Below are 20,640 nucleotides of genomic sequence, written 5' to 3'. Positions count from 1 at the left end.
ACTTTTCTTGCCCAGATCGAAAGAATCATTCCATGTTCCGACGTTGGTTACTCGTGATCTTCGCCTTGGTGACAGCATTGGTCGTCGCTGCCATTGGCGCTGTAGCCATGGCGATCGCCGTTACCTATCCAAGACTGCCTTCGCTTGATGTATTAACCGATTACCGTCCCAAAATCCCCCTTCGGGTATACACCAGTGATGGTGCGTTGATCGGCGAGTTCGGTGAGGAACGGCGCGCTTTTGTGCCGATTGCGCAGGTTCCTCAACTCATGAAGTTTGCGATTCTGGCGGCAGAGGATGAACGCTTCTATCAGCATCACGGTGTTGATTACATCGGGGTAGCCCGTGCGTTGCTGTCTAATATCGTGTCCGGTCAGACACGTTCCGGCGCAAGTACCATCACCATGCAGGTTGCGCGCAATTTCTTCCTGTCCAGCGAGCGCACCTACAGTCGCAAGTTCAATGAAGTGCTGCTAGCTACCAAGATAGATCACGATCTATCAAAAGATCAGATTCTTGAGTTGTACTTCAACCAGATTTATCTGGGGCAACGTGCTTACGGGTTTGCTGCGGCCGCTCAGGCTTATTATGGTAAGTCACTGAATCAATTGACTATTCAAGAAATGGCGATGCTGGCGGGCTTGCCTAAAGCGCCGTCCAGTTACAACCCGGTCGTTAATCCTAAACGTGCGCGTTTGCGTCAACTGTATGTTTTGCGTCGCATGCGGGAGCTGAATTTCATTGACGATGCGCAGTTGCAGGCAGCTGTTGAAGCCCCTTCTTACGTCAGACATAGTGCAGAAAGCTTTGCTGTGCACGGGGAATATGTCGCGGAGATGGTCAGACAGACCATGGTGGAGCGGTACAAGGATGCTGCCTATACCCAAGGTTTCAAGGTGTATACGACAGTCGTAGCCAATCACCAGAACACTGCCTTCGAGTCGGCTCGAAAGGGCTTGCTTGATTACGATCGCCGCCACGGATATCGCGGACCTGAGGGATACGTTGATATTGATCAGGCCAAGGATAAACCGGAGGAGTGGCTGGATGACCAGCTTGCCGAGGTAAAGGATGCTGGGGATCTGATTCCTGCGGTGGTTTTGCAGGCCAGCCCCAAGCTGGTCAAGGTGTATGCCAAGGGAGGGAATCTGCTCGAAATTCCGGCATCAGGGCTGAAGTTTGTGCAGGCATTTCTGTCGGATAAGCAACCTCCTGCCAGTCGCATCCGACGTGGCGCAGTCGTGCGGGTGCAGTTGCAGGACAAGAATTGGCAGCTTGTCCAGTTGCCTCAGGCCGAGGTCGCTTTCCTCTCAATGAATCCGCAGAATGGTGCGATTTTGTCGTTGATTGGCGGCTTTGATTTTGGCCGAAATAATTTTAATCACGTTACTCAGGCGTGGCGTCAACCAGGTTCTAGTTTCAAACCATTTATCTATTCCGCTGGCATTGAAAGGGGATTTACTCCGGCAACTCTCATCAACGATGCACCGTTGGTTATAGATCCGGGTCAAATTGGGGGCCAGCATTGGGAGCCGAAAAACTTCGATGGGGGGTTTTCGGGGATGATGACTATGCGCAATGCTCTGACACGCTCGAAGAACCTGGTGTCGATCCGAATCCTGCAAGCGATCTCGCCGCAATACGCGCAGCGCCATATCACCCGCTTCGGCTTTGACCCCAAGCAGCATCCCGCCTATCTGACAATGGCGTTGGGCGCAGGCATTGTCACACCACAGCAACTTGCAGAGGGGTATTCTGTCTTTGCGAACACCGGCTATCGTGTGCGGTCTTACTTCATAGACCGGATCGAAGACAGTCGCGGGCAAGTGCTGGCCAAGACCGAACCGGAGGTCGCAGAGAAGAACGCAACACGAACGCTGGATGTGCGGAATGCGTTCATCATGACCAGCATGATGCATGACGTGACCCGCTTCGGTACGGCGGCCAAGACCAATGTGTTGGGCCGTAACGATCTGGCAGGCAAAACCGGAACGACGAGTGATTCACACGATGCATGGTTTGCCGGATTCCAGCCCTCATTGGTGGCCGTGGCCTGGATCGGGTTTGATCAACCCAAATCGCTGGGAGGTTCTGAAACCGGTGGGGTGGCTGCACTGCCAATCTGGATCAACTACATGGGCAAGATGCTGAAAGGCGTTCCAGAATACATTTACCCGGTACCGGAAGGCGTTGTGACTCAAAGTATCGAATCTGAACGTGGCGCCCGCACGGAATACTTCCTAGCGGAGTTCCCGCAAACCAATCCGGAGCTTGGTCTCGACAACAGCTCGAATGGCAATGCCCAGTCGATAGACGAAGTCAAAGACTTATTGTTCTGATGTGCTGTTCTGGTTTTCTACCTGCTGGCCGCCAGCGGCGGTCAGCAGGTAGCTGAGATTCTGAGTACGGAGTAACTCGACCCTTCGCGCCCTTGGGCGTTACCGCTGCAATCGACAACAGAGGAGAACAGCCAGAGCCGACTGTGTAAAGGGAGCCGTGAAGACTTCCCCTGTTTCTGGATAAGTGACCGTCCAAATGGGGAGTGATCGGGCGTCTTCGTCTGACTAGGCGCTGTTGACGTTTTGTTTTCGGATCGCACTTCGTCGGATTTAGGTCTGATGCGAGGCGAAAGCGCGCCACTTGTGGTAAGCCACGCGACCGGAAGCAAAACGTCAGCAGCGCCTAGCTAAACAATAGAAAGGGCCAGGTATGAGTCGCGAACGCATTGCACAGCAAAACCGGGACCAGATTGCCCAGGTTGCTGCCAGATTGATTGCCCAGGACCATGTGCTGGACTTGGCACTCGCCAAGCGTAAAGCTGCCCGGCAGCTGGGTTTGGCGGATGATCGTAATATGCCGACCAATCAGGAGGTGGAGCGCGAGTTGTCTTTGTACCGGGAGATTTATCAGCAGGATCACCCCTCCATACTGTTGGCACTACGCTATAAGGCGGTGGAGTTGATGCAGATGTTTGATGAATTCAAACCTTATCTCTGCGGCTCGGTGCTGACGGGTTCTGCGGGCGAGCAGTCTGATATCAACCTGACAATCTTTACCGACAACCCTAAAGCCGTTGAGCTGTTTTGCCTCAACCACGCGATTGACTATCGCATTCTTGCCGATCGGCATCAGCACACCGAGTCCCCCACCATCGGTTTTTACTACGACGACACGCCAGTACGCATTGCGGTTCGACCTTTGCGTGAGCAGCGCCAGTCGAGTCGCGGCCATGGTGCTCCGCTTGAGCGGGCGCAACTGGCTAAAGTGCAAGCTTTGGTTGCTGAGTCGGAACAGGACATTGCGACGAGCGATGCAACTTGAATTGCGTTAACCAGTCAAAATCATTGAAGGCCATGGTGCAATACGCTTTGCACCATGGTGCGGTTTGACGTGGTTGCGGGAACGCAGGCTTGTGCGAAATACCCGAAAGCCGCAGATCTGCTGGGTGCCAAGGGGCCTTCAGGTTTGGTATTTCTCCCAGCAAACCAGCAGGAACGCGAGGATGTGCTAGAAAACCTATAATCCCTAGGCGCTGTTGGCCATTTTCCTAGTCGCGCCGGATCGCCTTTTGAGATATGCCGGCGTTGCACGGCCCTTACATAGACGGACTTTGCTGCAGGCTGTGCGTGTTGGCCTCCACTACATTCCGATCCGGCGCGATTGGAAAAAGGGTCAACAGCGCCTGGGTGGATGGGTAGGGCTTGTGGGCGTGTAGCGCATAGCAGCAGTGGCGTCTGTTGTTGATGACGCAAAATTGATTTGCCTGTCAGGACCAAGATCCAGTACCTCTGCGATCGTTGTCTGGAGTCTGACGGAGAACCTGCCGGGTATCGATCATGGTTACCGCATCTCCTCCTCTGGTGTCAGAAGAAGTCCCCCGCCGGATTACCGAGGCTGATCTGGCTGCTGGTCAGCCGATGACCTTGGCGAATGCCGCTGAAATTGCGCAATTACTGACTGCGGTCGCCAGCGGACACGAGATGGTCTGCCTGTATTTTGGCCAAGGCGCTGACGACTTTGCCTTATCCGCGATATTGGGAGTGGATCCGCAGCACCATAGTTTTGTCCTTGACTTCCCTGCAGATACCGATTCACTGCCACAAACCAGCGAAGGGTATCGCCTGTTGTGCGTCACTTCTCAAAACCGCATCAAGATTCAGTTTGAAGTCGTCGCCCGCGATTTCATGCTCAATGGCCGGGCTGCTTTATTGGCGGCGCTGCCACAGTCCGTTCTGCGTCTGCAGCGGCGAGATCATTACCGGTTGACGACCCCGCTGGGCCAGCCGCTGAGCTGCCATATTCCGGTTTCGGCGCAGGAAGAGATCGAAGTGGCACTGATTGATATCAGCTTGGGCGGGATGGGTATTCTTGGCTATGTGCCGGGGCTCAAACTGGCGCCTGGTACCTGCTATGCCCACGTACGTATTGAATTGCCAGGGACAGGGACGATTGTCGCTGATATTCAGGTACGCAGTACCTTCGATATCACTTTACGCAATGGCATTCGGAGCGTGCGCACGGGGTGCCAGTTCCTCAATCTGCCGGGCACCATGCAAGCACTGGTACAGCGCTATATCACGCGGATTGAGCGGGAACGTCTGGCTCGTCTACAACAGGCTTAAGTGAGGCTCGATCTGTGCAGTGCGCCGGCACCATGCCGCAGTGGCGCGGTGTGAGCAGAAATCAGATATCAACAGAGCCTAAGTCTGGCGGGTGTCACGAGGCATTGCAGATTGCAAAAGCCGTAACTTTGCCTGTCGATTCAGCCTTTTAATCGCAGCTTCGCGCTTGAGTGCCTGCGAGCGGCCTCCGACCTTTTCCCAATAAACCAGCATCACCGGCAGACGGCTGCGGGTATAACGTGCGCCTTTTCCTGTCTGGTGGCGAGCGAGGCGAGCTTCTACATTATTGGTAGCGCCGGTGTAGAGGGTATCGTCGGCGCAGCGCAGCACATACACTCCCCATTCCTCTTCTGCCACTGCCGACTTGGCCGGCGAACCTTGCTGGCGACAACCTGACATGCAACCTCTCTTTCTGAGAACGACCTTACGCGCTATCGAGACTCGAGCCCTGGCGGCAGGTTTGCCGCTGATGGAAAGGGCGGGGCTCGCCATTGCCCAATTTACTCATGAGCGGACAGACCTGGAACGACGCATTCTTGTGCTGGCCGGGCCCGGTCACAACGGTGGCGATGCGCTGGTAGCTGCGGCCGAACTGACCGAACTGAACCATGCCGTCGATCTGCTCTGCTGGGGCGCCGAAACCCGTTCAGACACGGCGCGTGTGGCATATGAACAGTTTCTGGCGAATGGTGGCCGTCTGCTGACGGCCCTGCCACGCTACGCCAACTGGCAAATGGCGATTGATGGTCTGTTTGGCATTGGGCTTAACCGGCCCTTGCAAGGCGACTGGCTGTCCTTGATTGAGCGCATCAATACCTGTGATCTGCCCGTGCTGGCGATTGATCTGCCCAGTGGCCTATGTAGCGACACCGGGCAGATTCTCGGTGCGGCGATACAGGCCAACTGGACGCTCAGCTTCATCGGCCTCAAGCCTGGATTGTTCACCCTGCAAGGCCGTGACCATGCCGGCGAAATCTATCTGGATACGCTCGGTCTGACCAGTGAGAATCTGGCCGGTGCCAATGCACAGCTGGTCAACCAGATGCCGGCAACGATTGCCCGGTTGCGTCGCCCGCGCCACGCCCATAAAGGAATGTTTGGGGATGTCGGGGTGATTGGCGGCGGTCTTGGCATGGTAGGAGCGCCATTGCTGGCTGGCCGTGCGGCATTGCTGCTGGGCGCCGGCCGCGTCTGGGTCAGCGCCCTCGCAGCGGGAGCGCCCGCTTACGACCCGCTGATGCCCGAATTGATGTTTGCGCCGGTGGACCAGCTTCTGGAGCCGGACAATCTTGCCGCGTTGGTGCTTGGTCCTGGGCTTGGCACCGAGGACGTGGCAGTCGAGGCGTTACGGCAGGCATTGGCTGGCGCAGTGCCCCTGGTGCTGGATGCCGATGCGCTCAATTTGCTGGCGGCGCACAAACCCCTGGCGCGACAGCTGACCAAGCGCCGGGCGCCTGCCATTCTGACTCCGCATCCGCTGGAGGCAGCAAGGCTGCTGGGTTGCGATACCGCTACCATTCAGGCCGACCGGTTACAGGCAACCGCAGAATTGGTAAAGCGCTACAAAGCCTGTGTGGTGCTGAAAGGGGCTGGCAGCATTGTCAGTGATGGCAAACAGACCTACCTCAATGCCAGTGGTAGCCCGGCGCTCAGTTCGCCGGGGCAGGGAGATGTACTGGCCGGCATGATTGCCGCTTTGCTGGCACAAGGCTTGAGTGCCATCGAGGCGGCGCAGCTGGGTGTCTATCTGCATGGCCGAGCGGGTGACGTTGCTGAGCAGACCGGTACCGGCCCGATTGGCCATACCGCCAGCGAGACCGCCCAGTTTGCAAGGCGTTTACTGAATCAGGCGGTGCTGGCCCTCTAGGTTAGGTGTCGTTGACACGGGGTTTCCCGTCGCGGCGCTGTGCAGGTTGCGGGCGGGGCTTCAAGCGCACGGATTGGCATTCATCAGACCTCAACATTGAACGCTTCGCCAGTCTCGAAGAACGCACCTCCTGCGACGTAATGGATGCTGCGTTCGGAGCCGGCCTCAAGCATCCAGCGTCCTTCCGAGAATGCGGCTGAATCGGCCCAGGCCGCGACGACTTCGCCAATGAACAAGTCATAAACCTGCTGGTTATGCGGTTCCGGCACCAGCTTGCATTCCAGCCAGGCCAGGCAGCCTGCAAGCAATGGGGCGGCAACTTGGTCTCCTGCGAAGGTATCCAGCCCGAAAGTGGTGAATTTGTCCGTATCGTGGCCAGAGCAGGACCCTACCTGTAAGGTGGCTTGTGCCAGTGACCGGCCGGGGATGTTCAGCACAAACTCGCCGGAAGACTCGATCAACCCACGGCTAAAGGTGCTTTTGTCGATGACGACAGCGATTTTGGGGGGATTGAAGTCGAGCGGCATCGACCACGCGGCGGCCATGATATTGCGTCGGCCTCCGGCGGCACTGGTGACGATGACCGTCGGGCCGTGGTTCAGCAGGCGATACGCCTGTTTCAAGTCAACGGGAAGTTTCATACGGGGATCTCTGTGTACTGGGAAAAGACTGATGCCGCTCTTGGTCTGGTTGGGCTGTGGGCCACAGCATCTCGCCGCCTAGGCGCTGTTGATGGTCTGCAGGCGTGCCAGTAGGGCGTTGAGCGCTTTGGAATCGGGCCAGTCGCGAGGTAAGAGCAAGCCGCGCGCCAGTTCGGCACCGCCTTCTTCGGGCGGAGCGTATTCGGCCACCATCACTGGCCGGCTATGCTGCGTGTCGCTGGTATGCAGGGTGTCGATCCATCTGGAAAACTCGGGATCTTCCGGGCGGGCTGACCGTGGGGCCATCCAGTTCTGGCGAGGCAAGTAACGCCAGCGACTGTCTTGGCGTTGCCGGGGTAGATCTTCACCCCAGCGGCGCCACCAGCCACGTAGATGGGCTGCCGCCAGTCCGGACCAGGGGAGGTGATTGGGGTCACGATAGAACATCCAGCCTCTTAGCCATGCCAGCGGTCGCACCGAAGTCTGGACTGGCAATGCCGCCCGGCCTGCCGTGCTGAAGGCAAGCCGCAGCTGGTGGTCAAACAAACGCGCCAGCTTGATTCGTAGTGCATCGCGCAAGCCTGGCCCAAGATAATGCAAGGTGCCGTCGAGCGGCAGCGCCACATAGATTTTAACTGCCAGCTCCAGATGCCAGATTTCGCCAGCGGGCTCGCTGACCAGGAAGTCGTACTCCCCCTTGCTGATGCCGTTTTCATGAACGGCCAGTTGATGAGCCAGTAGACGGTGATCAGGAAGATGCTGCAGTGTTGCCTGCATCAGGCGCTCGGCGTAACGCCCCAAGCGGAATGGCTCCGCCTGCAGTGCTGTAGCGTCCAGCTCTGCCTTCAGCGCGGTCTGGTCAAGTTGCTGCAGCCATTGTGTGCCGAGGCGGGGACTGCCGTGACAAACGAACTCGGGCAGACTGGCATCGGCCAACAATGAGGGTGAAGTCAGCAGCCAGCGTAAATCTGGCAGCCAGTCTGGGTCTGAGGCGATCATGCCGGCAAGCTTGGAGCGAAAGCAGCCACTATGCCGCAGCTGCCTGTGAAATCCTAGGTTCTGCAAACCTTACGTCAACAGAACCTGGCTTCATTCGCCGATGACTATCGCTCCAGTTTGTACTTCTGCAGCAGTTCGCCATAGCGTGGGGTTTTCTTGAAGGCGGTCATGGCGTCGGCGAATTTTCGGGCGGTAGCGTCGCCATCTTTCGACTTTGCCTTGCAGAACATCAGATAGGCGGGGCGCTCGTTCAGATAGGGTTTGATGAATTCGAAGCTATCGCCCAGTTTCATCTGCTCGGCAATATAACGGATACGACTGACAACGCCGATGCCGACATCGAAGCGGCCGCCGGAGAATTTGACCAACAGCTGTTCCTCATTGGCGGCGCCATCGTCCTTGCGCAGGAAGCTGGCCTGATCGAACTCGGGGGAATAGGAGAAGCCGCGTATCGTGCCAAAGGCAAACGGTTGCATGAGCTTGAGGTCACCGCTGTACTTGACCCCTTTCGGATTACCCTTGGGTACGAAAAATCCATTCTGTGTGGTTGAAGTGACGTTACCGTCGATGAAATAGCCGAACTGCTCACGCTCCGGGGTTTTGGAAACGTAGCTGAGGGCATCCACTTCGCCATTCTTGGCCATGACCTGCGCACGCGCCCAAGGCACGCTCTGCCACTTCACTTCCAGTCCTATCGACTTGCCGACCTCGTTGATCAGATCAACGTGAAAGCCCGTCAGCTTGCCATCGATCACCATCTCATTGGGCGGATAGAAGCCGTCGCCCCGCGCTACCAACAACTCGGCGGCGGTGCTGGTGGCAGAGAGGCTGGCGATAAGCAGCGCTGCTGATATGTGGGTAATTGGGTGCATGGCAACTCTCCCAGAATGAACAGCATGGTGTGAGTATTGCCAGTACCAAGGTGAATGCAAGGCATTCAGCCTGCCTTTTGTCGGAAGGCAGAGGCCGGCGCGGTTGACGATTTGTTCCCGTTCGGGCTGGGCCGAAACCGGGTCTGGGCGCGCCATGCTTCTGAAGCTCCAACCCGGTTTGGCTTGTCCGGAAAATCAACCGTTATCAGAACCTAGCGCTGACGCTCACCATCTACCAGACGCCACACCTCCAATGGATTGCTCTCGCGTAATGCGGGAGGCAGCAGGGCATCGGGCCAGTTCTGATAGCAGACGGGCCGGGCAAAGCGCGTGATGGCGGCGGTGCCGACCGAGGTCGAGCGGCCATCGCTGGTGGCCGGATAGGGGCCGCCATGGACCATCGCATGCCCGACTTCGACCCCGGTCGGGAAACCGCCAAACAAGACTCGCCCAGCTTTGCGGCTGAGCAAGGGCAGCAACTCCGGCCAGTCAGTCATTTCTTCTGCTTCGGCATGAACTGTCGCGGTCAACTGGCCGCTCAGGCTTTCCAGTGTCGCCAGCAGGCTGGCCTTGTCCGGACAGCGCACCAGCAGCGTGGTGGGGCCGAATACCTCGTGTGCCAGCTCGGGGTAGCGGGCCAGGGTGGCGGCATCGGTTTCCAGCACCGCTGCGCCAACTTTCTTGCCGAATACGGTCTGCAGATACAGGTATTCGACTCCCGGCATCGCGGCCTGGGTGGCGATGCCATCACGAAAGTTTGCGGCGATTTTCTTGCTGAGCATCGGCGCCGCTTCGAGCCCCAGCAGCGCTTGCGGCAGGCGGTTCTTGAACTGGCGGAAGGCGTCGCTTTCCAGTGCCAGGATCAAGCCAGGCTTAGTACACAGCTGGCCATGCCCGAGCGACATCGACGAAGCGAGACCGTAAGCAATCTGCTCGGCTCGTTCAGCCAAAGCCTGTGGCAATAGCACAACCGGATTGATGCTTCCCATTTCGGCGTAAACCGGAATCGGGTCGTGCCGCTCGGCGGCGGCGTCCATCAGCGCCCGGCCGGCGCGCAGCGAGCCGGTAAAACCGACGGCTTTGATGCCGGCATGCCGGACCAGTGCCTGGCCGACGCTGATGCCATCATCAAACAGCAGCGAAAACACGCCCTCGGGCAGATTGCACAACAGCGCTGCTTCCACGATGGCACGCCCGACCAGTTCGGAGGTGCCGGGGTGGGCTGGATGAGCCTTGACGACCACCGGACAACCCGCAGCCAGCGCAGAGGCGGTATCGCCACCTGCGACCGAAAAGGCCAGCGGGAAGTTGCTGGCACCGAAGACGGCGACAGGTCCGAGGGGCTGCAACATGGAGCGCAGATCAGGCTTGGCCTGTGGCTGGCGTTGTGGGTTGCCGTGATCAATCCGCAATTCCTGCCAGTCACCACGCTCTGCGACATCTGCAAACAGCCGCAACTGCCCGGTAGTCCGGGCCAGCTCGCTCTTGACGCGGGTTTCGGGCAAGGCGGTTTCCAGCATCACCAGCGTGGTGAGCTCGCTCTCCCGCTGTTCCAGTTGCCGGGCAATTTCGGCCAGAAAGGCTGCGTGCTGCGCACCACCCAGTGCGGCATAGGTAGGAGCGGCTTGGCTGGCCAGCCGCACTGCCGCGTCGATTTCGGCAGGGCTGGCTCGGAAGAAGCGCTGTGGCAGCGCTTCGTCGGTGGCCGGATTGCTTGCCTGGAAACCGTGCTCGTTTTCTTCTGCCAGGCCGTAACCGACCAGGGATAAACCTTGCAACATCATCATCCTCACATTTGAGGTTCTGTTGACGTTAGGTTTTCAGATCGCGTTTCACCGGAAAATGGTCTGGAACAAGGTGCAGAGCGCGCTGCATAGTCATTCTATGCAAGCGTTCTGCAACATAGGGCCAGGCCATTTTCCGGTGAAACCCTGCGGGCCGGTTCGATTTTTGGGGTAGGGCGTTGTTAGGGCTCGCTTGTTTAGCTAGCTAAACCGCACTCACCCTGCCTAGCCCTGCCCCAAAACTCAATCCGGCGCGACTGAAAACCTAACGTCAGCAGAACTTAGGGGCGGCAGGCCAGGGCCTGTGCAATCACGGCTTCGGCGGCGGCCAGTTCGGCCCCTTCCAGCTCCAGCCGGGGGGGGCGCACCCGCCGGTTGCCGGCGCCGACTTTTTCCTGCACCAATTTGATCAGTTGTACGAATTTGGGAACGGTGTCGAGTCGCAATAAGGGCAGGAACCAGGCGTAGAGCTTGGCGGCTTCTTCCCAGCGGCCGGCCCGCGCCAGCTCGAACAGGCGGACTGATTCGTGCGGCAGGGCATCCACCAGACCGGCAATCCAGAACTGTGCGCCCGCCGCGACGCCTTCGACCAAAGCGTCATCCACACCAACACCGAGCGCCAACCGATCACCGCAAAGGGCTTTGATCGCGGTGATGCGACGTACATCGGTGCTCGACTCCTTGACGGCTTTCACGTTGTCAAACTCGGTGGCCAGTTCGGCAATCTGTGCTGGCTGGAAGTCGGTTTTGTAGGCAACCGGGTTGTTGTAAACGATGCAGGGCAGCCGGGTGGCACGAAGGACGGCACTCAGATGGGCTTTCATCTCGCGCCAGTCTGTCGAGTACACATACGGGGGCAGGACCATCAGGCCGCGTGCGCCGTGGGCTTCGGCGGCTTTCGCCAGCTCGACGGCTTCCCGGGTCGAAAGCGCTGCGATGCCGGGGATGACGGGTACATCGACGGCTTTGGCGCAGGTTTCGATCAGCGCCACTTTTTCGTTGAATTCCAGCGTTGCGCCTTCACCGAGCGAGCCGCAAGGCACGATGCCACGGCAACCGGCTTCTACCAGCCAGCGCACATTGGCTTCGACGGCGCCGTGGTCGATGCTGAGATCGGCATTGAACGGGGTGGTGATGGCGGGTAATACACCTTCAAATTTCACGGTCATGGGGCTTCCTCGTCAGGGGATTGGAAAGGCAGGGAAAATGCTGTGCTGTCGAGGCGGCGGTCATGTGACCTCCGCTGTCGATGGGTTGCCGGCCAGCGTGTCGAGCCGTGCCGGAAAAACAGGGGGGCGGCTGCCGGCGTTCTGCCAGCCAAACAGGGTCTCGCAGGCGGCACCGCAGAGGCGTCCCTGGCAGGGGCCCATGCCGCAGCGCGTATGCAGTTTGGCTTCGCGCCAGCTGCCACACTTGGCCAGGCGGCCAAAGCGCACGTCCTCACAGCGGCAGACCACAGTGTCGGCAGAGGCGAGTTGGGCGATGGCGGGTTGCAGGCTGAAGTGCTGTTCCAGCGCCGCCGCGAACCGCAACCAGCGGCGCCGGCGTTTGGCCAGAGCAACGGCCCTGTCGTATTCGCCGATGATCAGCAGTCCGGCGATCCGGCCTTCCAGCTGGGCTTTGTCTACACCGCCAATGCCTGTCAGCTCGCCTGCCGCAAAGACGTCACGCCTTGAGGTGCGCATGACGTGATCAACTTCCACCACGCCGTGGTGGGTTTTGCAGCCCAAGGCGCGGGCCAGCTCCAGATTGGGTAACAGGCCATAACCGACAGCCAGCCAGTCGCAGGCCAGCTCGATTTCTTCATCGCCTCGACGCAGGCGCACCGCTTGCAGCCGGTCATTGCCGAGTGCGGCGCGGACATGGGTATTCATGGCATAGGGCACTTGCTGCAATTGCCAGCCGAGCATCAGGGCTTGCGTCAACTTGCCCGGCCAGTGCCATAAATGCAGGGCAAACCGGCTGACGCTGGCCAGACTGGCTTGCTCTGCCAGTTGGATCACCTGGGCGCCCGCCGCTTTCAGGCTGAGGGCGGTGGCCAGAAGCAGGGGGCCACTACCGGCGATGATGACTTTCTTCCCGCGGACATCCAGCCCGCTCTTCACCAAGGCTTGCAAGCCACCCGCTCCGGTGACGCCGGGCAGGGTCCAACCAGGGAAGGGCAGTAGGCGTTCGCGGGCGCCATTGGCCAGCAGCAGACGGTGATAGCTGAGCTGGCTGGCGCCATCCGCCGATTCCAGCAGCAGACAATTGGGTGCGGGGGCCGCGACAACGCGGGTTGCGGTCAGTAACCGTAGCTTTGGGTGGCCGGCCATGGCGGCGCCTGCCTGACCCCCGCGCCAGATCTGGCCGCCAGGTGCCGGGTTGTCGTCGATCAGGCAGACGGGCATGCCATGCCGCAGGGCAATTTCGGCAGCCGCCAGCCCTGCGGGGCCGGCGCCGACGATGGCGAGTTCGGTGGCCAGCTCACGCATCACACAAGATCTCCATACCTTCGCGCACTAGCACCTGGCAGGCCCTCTGCTGTGACTGACCATCAATGGTGACGCGGCATTCAAAGCATACCCCCATGCCGCAGAACGCGGCTCGGGGCGCGGTCTCCCCGACCGAGAGGCGGTTCGGGCGCCCGGCCAGCGCCGCCGCAACGCTGCTGTGGGCGGCGACGGTGACCGACTCGCCGTTGATCTTGATGTGGATCAGCGTCATGTCAGCGCGTCCTCCAGAGCATGCGGGCAGATGGGAGTGTTTGCATTGCTGAAGCGATTCGGGTCGAAGGGGCGAGGGTCGATGCTCGGCGGCAGTCCGATCATCAAGGACGACAAAAGCTCGGCGCTGGATAAGGCGGTCGTGACTCCAAGCCCCTCATGGCCGGTTGCCAGCCATACGCCAGGATGCCCGGCAAGCGGACCCAGCAGCGGCAGTTTGTCTGGTGTGGCCGGGCGGAAGCCGGCCCAGGTACGGATGGCCTGCAAGCTGCGCAAACCCGGCAGATAGTGGAACGCCCTGGCCAGCATCTTTTGTAGCAGCGGCCAGTCGATCTCATCCGCCAGCCCTGTGTCGGCGAACTGGCGGGAGGAGCCGATCAATAATTGTCCGGTGGCCCGGGGCTGCACGTTGAAGGCGACAGACTCGCCGGCATTGCCGTGCGCGGACTGCAGATAGCCCAGCTCGACTAGTTGGTGGTGAATCTTGCCGGGATAGCGCTCGGTGATCACCAGTTGCCCTTTGCGCGGCTGCAGGGGGAGCTCGGGCAACAGCTGGCGGGACTGGTTGCCGGCCGCCACTACAATCTGGCGGGCGCGCAGACAGCGGCCATCCTCCAGCCTGACGCCGTCCTGCTCCAGCCTTTGTGCCCGGCCACGCAGCAGTTGCGCCCCCATCGCCTGGGCACGTTCGAGTAGCCACTGGCAGGCTGCAGGCGGATACATCACGGCTTCATCCTGGACCAGTAAGCCGCCCGCCAGTCCGGGTGCCAGCTCTGGCTCATGCTGATACAGCGCTTCGGCAGTCAGCAGCTGACAGCTGACGCCATAGTTGGTGTAGAGCGCCGCTTTGCGCTCAGCCTCATTCATCTCTGCGGCAGAGCTGGCCAGCCAGAGGGTGCCGCATTCGCGATATTCCGCCGCAGCAGGTAGTGCATGGGCACGCACTTGCCAGCGTTGCACGCCGGCCAGACTCAAGGCCCATTCGGCGGGGCTGCCATCCAGCGCCACCAGATGACCCATGCCGGCTGCAGTACAGCCCCCCCCGATCACCCCGGCCTCCAATATGGTCACTGCCAAGCCGTTGCGGGCCAGGCTTTCTGCCAGGGCGCAGCCGACAATGCCGGCGCCGATGATGAGGACCTCACAATGCCTGTTCACAGCCCGATACCCCAGCCCCAGGCGAATGGATCATCCGGGTCGAGCAGTAGCTCGGACTGGCCAGTGACGTAAGCACTACCTGTGATGTGTGGGTAGAGCTTGCCATCGATCATCTCCAGCTGGCCCTCGAACACCGAGCCGATGACGCTCTCCTGGCGCCAGGGCTGGTTGAGTGCCAGCTTGCCATCTTCGTAAAGACAGACCAGCTTGGCACTGGTACCGGTACCGCAAGGCGAGCGGTCGTACTCAAGCCCGGGGCACAGAACAAAGTTACGGGCATCCGCCGACTCACTGGGGCCGATCAGCTCGATATGGTCGATTTCAGCCTGATCTGCGCCAGTGATGCCCTGTTGTTGCAAGGCCGTGCGGATGCGGCTGGCGCAATCGCTCAGTCGTCGCAGATTGTCAGCGGCAATCTGCTGGCCATGATCGTCAACCAGGAAAAACCAGTTGCCGCCCCAGGCAATGTCACCGTGCATGCGCCCGTAACCTTCAACCTCCACCGCCACGGCTTTGGCATGCCGCCAGCTGGCGACATTGCGCAGGCTGACCCGGTTGCGGTCGTGCAGGGTGGCTTCAATCACCCCGACCGGGGTGTCGATACGATGAACGCCCGGTTCGATGCGCCCCAGTTGCGCCAGGGTCACCATCAAGCCAATCGTGCCGTGGCCGCACATGCCCAGGGTGCCGACGTTATTGAAGAAAATGACCCCGGTACAGCAACCGGGTTCGAACGGCTCCACCAGCAAGGCCCCCACCATGGCATCGTAGCCACGGGGCTCGTTGATGATGGCTGAGCGATAATGATCGAATTCGCCGGAAAGCCGTGCTGCCCGCTGACGGAGCGGGCCGTGCCCCAAAGACGGCACGCCGCTGACAACTACGCGGGTCGGCTCGCCACCGGTATGAGAATCGACAACGCGGATACGTTTGATCTCTGGCATGAGGGAATCCCGAACAGGGCTTGCACCCCGATTGATGATTCCGTCATCCTAGGTTTTTGGCCCCTGGCATTCTTGTGTGATTTGCCTGCCAAACCGGCCAAATTTGGAAAATGGGGAAAATATGGATGCCGAATTGAAGGCGTGGCGCGACACCTTTGTCGGTCAGCTGGCGCAACCCCTGTTTGTTGAGGCCTTATTCGATCGCATGCCGGATATGGTTTTTTCAGTCAAAGATCGTGCCGGACGCTATGTGGAGATCTCGCAAGCCTGCGCCGAACGCTGTGGCTTGGGCCACAAACATGAAGCGATTGGCCTGACTGCGCATCAGCTGTTTCCGCCCCATATGGCAGACCGATATGCCGAGCAGGATGAAGCATTGTTCCGCAGCGGGGAGCCCGTTGTGGATAACCTCGACCTGACTTTGTTCAATGACCGCCAGCCCGGCTGGTGTCTCAGTAACAAGACGCCACTGTTCAATGCGGCTGGCGACATCATCGGCTTGGCCTGCTTGTCCCGTGACCTGATCGAACCCAGTCGTGCCGGGTTGATTGATGAACGGATGGCGGCCACCGTCGATACCATGCTGGCTCGCTATGCAGAGGTACTCCGGGTGGAGGATCTGGCCATTCAGGCCGGCCTGACACCAGCGCAGTTCGAGCGGCGGATGAAAAAAATTTTCCAGCTCAGTCCGAGCCAGTTCATCACCAAAACCCGCATAGATGCTGCGGCACAGCGGCTGGTTCATGGCGATGACGCGATTGCCGATATTGCCCTTGCCTGCGGTTTCTGTGATCAGAGTGCGCTATCAAAGCAGTTCCGCCAGCTGACCGGGATGACACCACGTCAGTACCGGCAATGGATGCGGCTATAGCGCTTGCGTCTGTGTTGGCCAAGCGAGGTGGAGGTTGTAGGGGCAGCTGGAGTTTGAACTTGGTTTGCAGTGCTAAAAAGTCAGCTCAGTTCATTAACCTGGGAAAGTTAACGGAACCTCGGGCATTTGAATCGCATGCGGCCATTGGCTGATTGGCCGTAGGCAAAAAAATAGGGGCCGCTAAGGCGGCCCCGAAGACGGGTTTGGATCAAGAGAATTGCTAACCCCTCGTGAGAGGGGTTGAGTCTTACTTGGCGGTCAGCAACCAGTTGCTGCCGGTCGCCGATTGGGTAACTGCGGCGCCATCTGCTTCGCTACCGATTCCAACGGGCAGGCCGCTGTGACGGGCTACCAGCTGATAGCTGCTGCCGCTGGCACGCGGGCAGAACTGCTGGTTTTCGCTGCTGGAAGCAGGCCATACGATCAGCTCTGCACCACCATTCTTGGAACCGTTGTAGATATCGAGATTAAGCTTCGAACCAACGCTGCTGATAGCGTAGAAGCCATCGGCATTGCGCTGCAACTGCCAGCGCTGTGCGCCACCGTCTTGCCACAGAATGGTTGGCGAACCTTGGGTATCACCAGCAGGAACCAGAGACTTGCGCATGCCGGCTGTGGTGATCTGGTAAGTACGGCTGGTGTCGATAGTTACATCGCACTTGGGCTTGGTGTTGCCACCGCCGTTGCCGCCACCATTTCCACCGCCATTGCCACCACCGTTGTCACCGCCAACCTGGGTCCAGTAGTAGCTCATGCCACCGTAAGAACCTGGCTTGTCTTTGGTGCAGCTGTCGGGCTTGCACATGTAACCGTAGATGTAGTAGTTGGTGTGAACCTTGCCACGGTAGGTCAGTGTCAGCTCGTAAGTCTTGCCTTCAAAGCTTACGCGGTTGCAACTGGTGTAGAGAGCATTACCGGCATATGCCTTGGCTGCTTGGGCTTCCTTACATTCCGGGTTGGTGCCACCACCATTACCGCCGCCGTTACCGCCACCAGAGGTATCCTTTACCACTTTGACTTTCAGGCTGGTGCTGACAGATTTCCCGGAGGTTGTAGTCGCCGTGATGGTCAGGTTGGCTTCGCCGCTGGCCTTGGCAACAGGCGTAACGCGTACGCTGCGCTGGTTACCTTGGGTCGCTACGATAGAGACGCCCGACGAAGCAACCACTGCTTCGTTGTCTGACTTGACGCTGAACTTGATGCCTTTCAGATCGGCTTCTGCACCAGACAGGTCAAGCGTCACGGTGCCGGCCTTGTCCTGATCGACTATCAGTTCTTTGGCGCTCAAAGCCACCTTCAGTTCAACCGTGCCAACGTCACCGGGATAGAACTTCTGCAACGATGCAACGTCACCGGCACTCAGGTCAGAACGCTGACCGAGGCGCTTGGGATCAACCTTCGGATCCTTCGGCTCGATGGTAGGCTTGCCGTTTGCCGAGAAGGCCCAGGTCGGATAGTGCATCACCGAGTCCATATCGTAGGCGCCAACCGGATCAACCTGATCGGGCCGCATCTTCGTGAACTGGCTCTTGGCATCGGAAGAGATGTTTTCTTCGCGAACGGTGATGTAGTTGTCACGGTCAGGACGCATATGCTCGTGCATCCAGCCCAGAGCGTGGATCAGTTCGTGGGCGGCAATGCCGGGGTATTCGCAGCCATCACCGATTGAAACTGGCTGTTCACCACCGGTCATCCCGGCGTAGGACCAGCAGCCACCGCTGGAAATGAACTTGATGTAGTTCGGCTCATTGGCGCGCTGTACAAAGCGGATCGCGGTCTTGCTGCTGATCAGCTTCATGCCGGCCTGAATCGCATCGCGCTTGCGCTGGGTCAGGTTCGGATCGTAGGTGTAGTAAACCGTGTTGTTAGGCCAGCGGCTGGCAGACTTCATATGGTTATCGCTAGGCACTTTGATCGACTGACTGACTGTTGCCTCGGTCCAGTCACCAATCAGTGGCACCTTGACGGCACCCGCCTTCTGGATGTCCGCATGCTTGCCCAGTGCAATGTCACCCAGCATGGCGTAGCCATTCACAACGGTGTAAGTAATGCTGTCGTTGCTACCCAGCACCTTGATAGTTGCGGTTTCAACCTTGCGATCCTGCTTCAGTTCAGGATTGCCGATGGTGTCGGATGCAAAAGCGGTTGTACTCAGAAGTGCGGCGCTAACCGCAACGGCGAGGATTGCGTAATTTCTTTTCATGGTTGCAATTTCCACAAATCGGTTCGAAGGGTTAGCGTGCAACAGCAATCAGCGACAAGCCGCTTACCGCAGACTCGGACGCATGTACCAGTACGTAGTAACGACCAGCCCTTGGATTCTTGATCAAAGCGTATTCGGTGTTGTTCGGGCCGTGCGAGCGGGCATCGCCACCAGTGTTCGGAGTAGGTTGTGGCTCTGCACCGAACTTGATGTAAACGTCTGCGTCACCGGTACCTGCGCCAGTACGAACTGACAGGAAACTTGCGTTAGCCGGGACGTCGATGGTGTACATCTGCTTGCCATCGGCAGCGAGGCTCAGGTTGGTCAGGGCGACACCGCTCTTCAGTTCCTTCGCATTGCCACCTGGTTCTGGCTTCGGAGGAATCGGCTTGCCATCACAGCTCACACCCACCTTGCTGAAGGCGGCTGTAACGTCATCGGCTTTGTAGCCTTTGTCGGTTGCGGCTTGAACAACTCCACAGGCGCCCTGGTTGAAGGTGCTTTGTGGCTTCCAGTACATCTTGTTGGCGATCAGGAAAACTTCGAATGCCTTGCGGGCGCTCCAGCCTGAAGTGGTGGCGAGCAGGGCAAATGCCTTGTTGTAAACACCGCTGGAGTGGTGAACATCCAGTCGAGAGTTGTATTTGCTGGCGTGACCGATGGAGGCGCCGTCTTTTTCCGGGTCCATCATGTAACGCATGGCACGGTTACCCTTCATGATCTCGTTACCGATCAGGTAGGTGGCCTTGCCGAACATATATTCTTCCGCGGCCTGGGCGGCCATGTCTGAGAACGCTTCGTTCATACCACCAGACATGCCTTCATAAATCAGACCGGAATTCTGCTCAGTGAAGCCATGGCTGACTTCGTGTGCCATAACGCCGAGTGATACCAGCGGGTACATCATCGAACCACCGTCACCGAAGGTCATGCGTTGGCCGTCCCAGAAAGCATTCTGGTAGTTGTTGCCGTAGTGAACGCGAACGGTCAGCTTCTGCTGGATGGGGCGCGTGCCGTACCATTCCTTGTACATATTGAAAATCACGTTGCCGAAGTAATGGCCGTCGTTAACGGGCGAATAGGCTCCGTTGATTGGACGTTGCGTGTTTTCCGGAGTACCGGAAGAAGGGCAGTTGGCGATGCGGAAAGGGCGGGTGCTGCCTGATGTGGTGTTGCCCATATCAATCGTCGTGACATTTTCGGTGTCATACGAACAATCTTGAGCAATGTTCAGAGCCTTGAAGTCTTTACCGTAGTAGTACTTGCCTAGCTTCTCGTTACCGCCAGGGCCGGTTGCATCACGGTGGGCCAAGCCATCCCAGCTCTTGATTACGTTGCCGGTGTTGGCGTCGAACAGGAAGGTTGGGCTGGTTGGGTTGTTGCCTTGCAGGTGCATCGAAGCCAGGTAAACCAGCTCTGCCTTGCCCTGATCATTCAGGCGGACGAGCAATTCAATGTGCTCGTGTTCGGCATTGGCAACGGCGTGGCCCTGTTGCGAAGCATTGATACGCATCAGGCGATGGATGTCATCTTTGCTCATGCGGGGCTTGGCGTTAGGGATGTCGGCGGCAATGCCTTCAACCAGTGTGCCATGATCGAATGCCGGGGCATCAGACAATGCGCCATTTGTCCCGGTGCGACCTACGGGGGCGGACTCGTTCCAGACTTTAACGCCTTGGAAGTACTGTTGATATTTCACCTTGGTGCTGCCATCGGCGGTGACCACAGATGCTGAAGTCGGCCGCAGTTCGGCGCTGCTCATCACGGCATCGCGCTGAAATCCAGGCTGGCTCAGATCAATTCGTGTTGCGGCCATGCTATCAACCGCACCGGCTACTGCGAGGGTCAGGGCCGCTAGGCGCAAGACCCGGTTTTTCTGCTCGACGTTCATGCTGCTCCCTTTTTTGGAAAATGCCATTGGCGTTGGCAACAGTGTGTACTTAACCATTTTGCATATGACAATGCAATACCGTG

17 protein-coding genes are annotated in these 20,640 nt (G+C 58.8%); 5 read left to right on the top strand and 12 right to left on the bottom strand.

Features of this window, described 5'->3' with window-relative positions; all coding sequences use genetic code 11:
• The first annotated feature begins 32 nt into the window (after window positions 1-32).
• The 3 genes from PZA18_RS02755 to PZA18_RS02745 all read left to right on the top strand — a co-directional run bounded on the left by PZA18_RS02755 (window position 33) and on the right by PZA18_RS02745 (window position 4,622).
• Entirely contained in the window at window positions 33-2,339 is a 2,307-nt protein-coding gene (locus PZA18_RS02755) for a penicillin-binding protein 1A (RefSeq protein ID WP_284099255.1), read from the top strand.
• A 370-nt stretch (window positions 2,340-2,709) separates the two neighbouring features.
• Window positions 2,710-3,321: a nucleotidyltransferase family protein gene (locus PZA18_RS02750; RefSeq protein WP_284099254.1), complete on the top strand. Its 612-nt coding sequence runs from the start codon at window positions 2,710-2,712 to the stop codon at window positions 3,319-3,321.
• 515 nt (window positions 3,322-3,836) lie between these two features.
• Complete coding sequence (locus tag PZA18_RS02745) at window positions 3,837-4,622, top strand: flagellar brake protein (protein WP_284099253.1); 786 nt, start codon at window positions 3,837-3,839, stop codon at window positions 4,620-4,622.
• Window positions 4,623-4,700: 78 nt separating this feature from the next.
• Here the strand turns inward: PZA18_RS02745 and PZA18_RS02740 are convergent, their stop codons facing one another.
• Window positions 4,701-5,021, bottom strand: a complete 321-nt coding sequence (locus PZA18_RS02740) for a GIY-YIG nuclease family protein (RefSeq protein ID WP_284099252.1) — start codon at window positions 5,019-5,021, stop codon at window positions 4,701-4,703.
• Between PZA18_RS02740 and PZA18_RS02735 the strand changes: the two genes are divergently transcribed.
• Window positions 5,020-6,489: an NAD(P)H-hydrate dehydratase gene (locus tag PZA18_RS02735; RefSeq protein WP_284099251.1), complete on the top strand. Its 1,470-nt coding sequence runs from the start codon at window positions 5,020-5,022 to the stop codon at window positions 6,487-6,489. The genes PZA18_RS02740 and PZA18_RS02735 overlap by 2 nt on opposite strands.
• Before the next feature lie 83 nt (window positions 6,490-6,572).
• Here PZA18_RS02735 and PZA18_RS02730 read toward each other — a convergent pair whose 3' ends face one another.
• The 9 genes from PZA18_RS02730 to PZA18_RS02690 all read right to left on the bottom strand — a co-directional run bounded on the left by PZA18_RS02730 (window position 6,573) and on the right by PZA18_RS02690 (window position 15,592).
• Entirely contained in the window at window positions 6,573-7,130 is a 558-nt protein-coding gene (locus PZA18_RS02730; RefSeq protein ID WP_284099250.1) for a flavin reductase family protein, read from the bottom strand.
• Window positions 7,131-7,208: 78 nt separating this feature from the next.
• A complete protein-coding gene (locus PZA18_RS02725) occupies window positions 7,209-8,129 on the bottom strand; it encodes a DUF1853 family protein (protein WP_284099249.1) in 921 nt (306 codons plus the stop codon).
• Between the two features lie 104 nt (window positions 8,130-8,233).
• The gene (locus PZA18_RS02720; RefSeq protein ID WP_284099248.1) at window positions 8,234-9,001 is read right to left on the bottom strand and encodes a substrate-binding periplasmic protein; all 768 of its coding nucleotides are present in this window, start codon (window positions 8,999-9,001) and stop codon (window positions 8,234-8,236) included.
• A gap of 212 nt (window positions 9,002-9,213) precedes the next feature.
• The gene (locus PZA18_RS02715; RefSeq protein WP_284099247.1) at window positions 9,214-10,788 is read right to left on the bottom strand and encodes an aldehyde dehydrogenase (NADP(+)); all 1,575 of its coding nucleotides are present in this window, start codon (window positions 10,786-10,788) and stop codon (window positions 9,214-9,216) included.
• A gap of 278 nt (window positions 10,789-11,066) precedes the next feature.
• On the bottom strand, window positions 11,067-11,954 hold the full coding sequence (locus tag PZA18_RS02710; RefSeq protein WP_284099246.1) for a dihydrodipicolinate synthase family protein: 888 nt from the start codon (window positions 11,952-11,954) through the stop codon (window positions 11,067-11,069).
• A gap of 60 nt (window positions 11,955-12,014) precedes the next feature.
• Window positions 12,015-13,259 carry an NAD(P)/FAD-dependent oxidoreductase gene (locus tag PZA18_RS02705; RefSeq protein ID WP_284099245.1) on the bottom strand — a complete coding sequence of 415 codons (1,245 nt, stop codon included), beginning with the start codon at window positions 13,257-13,259 and terminating at the stop codon, window positions 12,015-12,017.
• On the bottom strand, window positions 13,252-13,491 hold the full coding sequence (locus PZA18_RS02700; RefSeq protein WP_284099244.1) for a 2Fe-2S iron-sulfur cluster-binding protein: 240 nt from the start codon (window positions 13,489-13,491) through the stop codon (window positions 13,252-13,254). Before PZA18_RS02700 ends, PZA18_RS02705 begins: the two co-directional genes overlap by 8 nt.
• Window positions 13,488-14,648: an NAD(P)/FAD-dependent oxidoreductase gene (locus PZA18_RS02695; protein ID WP_284099243.1), complete on the bottom strand. Its 1,161-nt coding sequence runs from the start codon at window positions 14,646-14,648 to the stop codon at window positions 13,488-13,490. The genes PZA18_RS02700 and PZA18_RS02695 overlap by 4 nt, the downstream gene beginning before the upstream one ends.
• Window positions 14,645-15,592, bottom strand: a complete 948-nt coding sequence (locus PZA18_RS02690; protein ID WP_308447318.1) for a 4-hydroxyproline epimerase — start codon at window positions 15,590-15,592, stop codon at window positions 14,645-14,647. Before PZA18_RS02690 ends, PZA18_RS02695 begins: the two co-directional genes overlap by 4 nt.
• A 121-nt stretch (window positions 15,593-15,713) precedes the next feature.
• Between PZA18_RS02690 and PZA18_RS02685 the strand changes: the two genes are divergently transcribed.
• Entirely contained in the window at window positions 15,714-16,463 is a 750-nt protein-coding gene (locus tag PZA18_RS02685) for an AraC family transcriptional regulator (RefSeq protein ID WP_284099242.1), read from the top strand.
• A 247-nt stretch (window positions 16,464-16,710) separates the two neighbouring features.
• Here the strand turns inward: PZA18_RS02685 and PZA18_RS02680 are convergent, their stop codons facing one another.
• Together PZA18_RS02680 and PZA18_RS02675 are read right to left on the bottom strand one after the other, a co-directional pair.
• A complete protein-coding gene (locus PZA18_RS02680) occupies window positions 16,711-18,666 on the bottom strand; it encodes a M12 family metallopeptidase (protein WP_284099241.1) in 1,956 nt (651 codons plus the stop codon).
• 31 nt (window positions 18,667-18,697) lie between these two features.
• Window positions 18,698-20,557 carry a M4 family metallopeptidase gene (locus PZA18_RS02675; protein WP_284099240.1) on the bottom strand — a complete coding sequence of 620 codons (1,860 nt, stop codon included), beginning with the start codon at window positions 20,555-20,557 and terminating at the stop codon, window positions 18,698-18,700.
• Window positions 20,558-20,640 lie beyond the last annotated feature (83 nt).

It is taken from the genome of Parachitinimonas caeni (assembly GCF_030129945.1).
GTDB classification, from domain to species: Bacteria; Pseudomonadota; Gammaproteobacteria; order Burkholderiales; family Chitinimonadaceae; genus Parachitinimonas; species Parachitinimonas caeni.
The sequence above is the reverse complement of the archived record's forward strand: the minus strand, read 5'-3'. Positions and strand labels throughout refer to the sequence as shown.

What these genes read in the sequence shown, in the direction of transcription:
- PZA18_RS02755 (WP_284099255.1), top strand. Translation starts at nt 33, where the DNA reads ATGTTCCGACGTTGGTTACTCGTGATCTTCGCCTTGGTGACAGCATTG.
- PZA18_RS02685 (WP_284099242.1), top strand. Translation starts at nt 15,714, where the DNA reads ATGGATGCCGAATTGAAGGCGTGGCGCGACACCTTTGTCGGTCAGCTG.
- PZA18_RS02680 (WP_284099241.1), bottom strand. Translation starts at nt 18,666, where the DNA reads ATGAAAAGAAATTACGCAATCCTCGCCGTTGCGGTTAGCGCCGCACTT.
- PZA18_RS02715 (WP_284099247.1), bottom strand. Translation starts at nt 10,788, where the DNA reads ATGATGATGTTGCAAGGTTTATCCCTGGTCGGTTACGGCCTGGCAGAA.
- PZA18_RS02730 (WP_284099250.1), bottom strand. Translation starts at nt 7,130, where the DNA reads ATGAAACTTCCCGTTGACTTGAAACAGGCGTATCGCCTGCTGAACCAC.
- PZA18_RS02675 (WP_284099240.1), bottom strand. Translation starts at nt 20,557, where the DNA reads ATGAACGTCGAGCAGAAAAACCGGGTCTTGCGCCTAGCGGCCCTGACC.
- PZA18_RS02725 (WP_284099249.1), bottom strand. Translation starts at nt 8,129, where the DNA reads ATGATCGCCTCAGACCCAGACTGGCTGCCAGATTTACGCTGGCTGCTG.
- PZA18_RS02705 (WP_284099245.1), bottom strand. Translation starts at nt 13,259, where the DNA reads ATGCGTGAGCTGGCCACCGAACTCGCCATCGTCGGCGCCGGCCCCGCA.
- PZA18_RS02750 (WP_284099254.1), top strand. Translation starts at nt 2,710, where the DNA reads ATGAGTCGCGAACGCATTGCACAGCAAAACCGGGACCAGATTGCCCAG.
- PZA18_RS02745 (WP_284099253.1), top strand. Translation starts at nt 3,837, where the DNA reads ATGGTTACCGCATCTCCTCCTCTGGTGTCAGAAGAAGTCCCCCGCCGG.
- PZA18_RS02700 (WP_284099244.1), bottom strand. Translation starts at nt 13,491, where the DNA reads ATGACGCTGATCCACATCAAGATCAACGGCGAGTCGGTCACCGTCGCC.
- PZA18_RS02690 (WP_308447318.1), bottom strand. Translation starts at nt 15,592, where the DNA reads ATGCCAGAGATCAAACGTATCCGCGTTGTCGATTCTCATACCGGTGGC.
- PZA18_RS02740 (WP_284099252.1), bottom strand. Translation starts at nt 5,021, where the DNA reads ATGTCAGGTTGTCGCCAGCAAGGTTCGCCGGCCAAGTCGGCAGTGGCA.
- PZA18_RS02735 (WP_284099251.1), top strand. Translation starts at nt 5,020, where the DNA reads ATGCAACCTCTCTTTCTGAGAACGACCTTACGCGCTATCGAGACTCGA.
- PZA18_RS02720 (WP_284099248.1), bottom strand. Translation starts at nt 9,001, where the DNA reads ATGCACCCAATTACCCACATATCAGCAGCGCTGCTTATCGCCAGCCTC.
- PZA18_RS02710 (WP_284099246.1), bottom strand. Translation starts at nt 11,954, where the DNA reads ATGACCGTGAAATTTGAAGGTGTATTACCCGCCATCACCACCCCGTTC.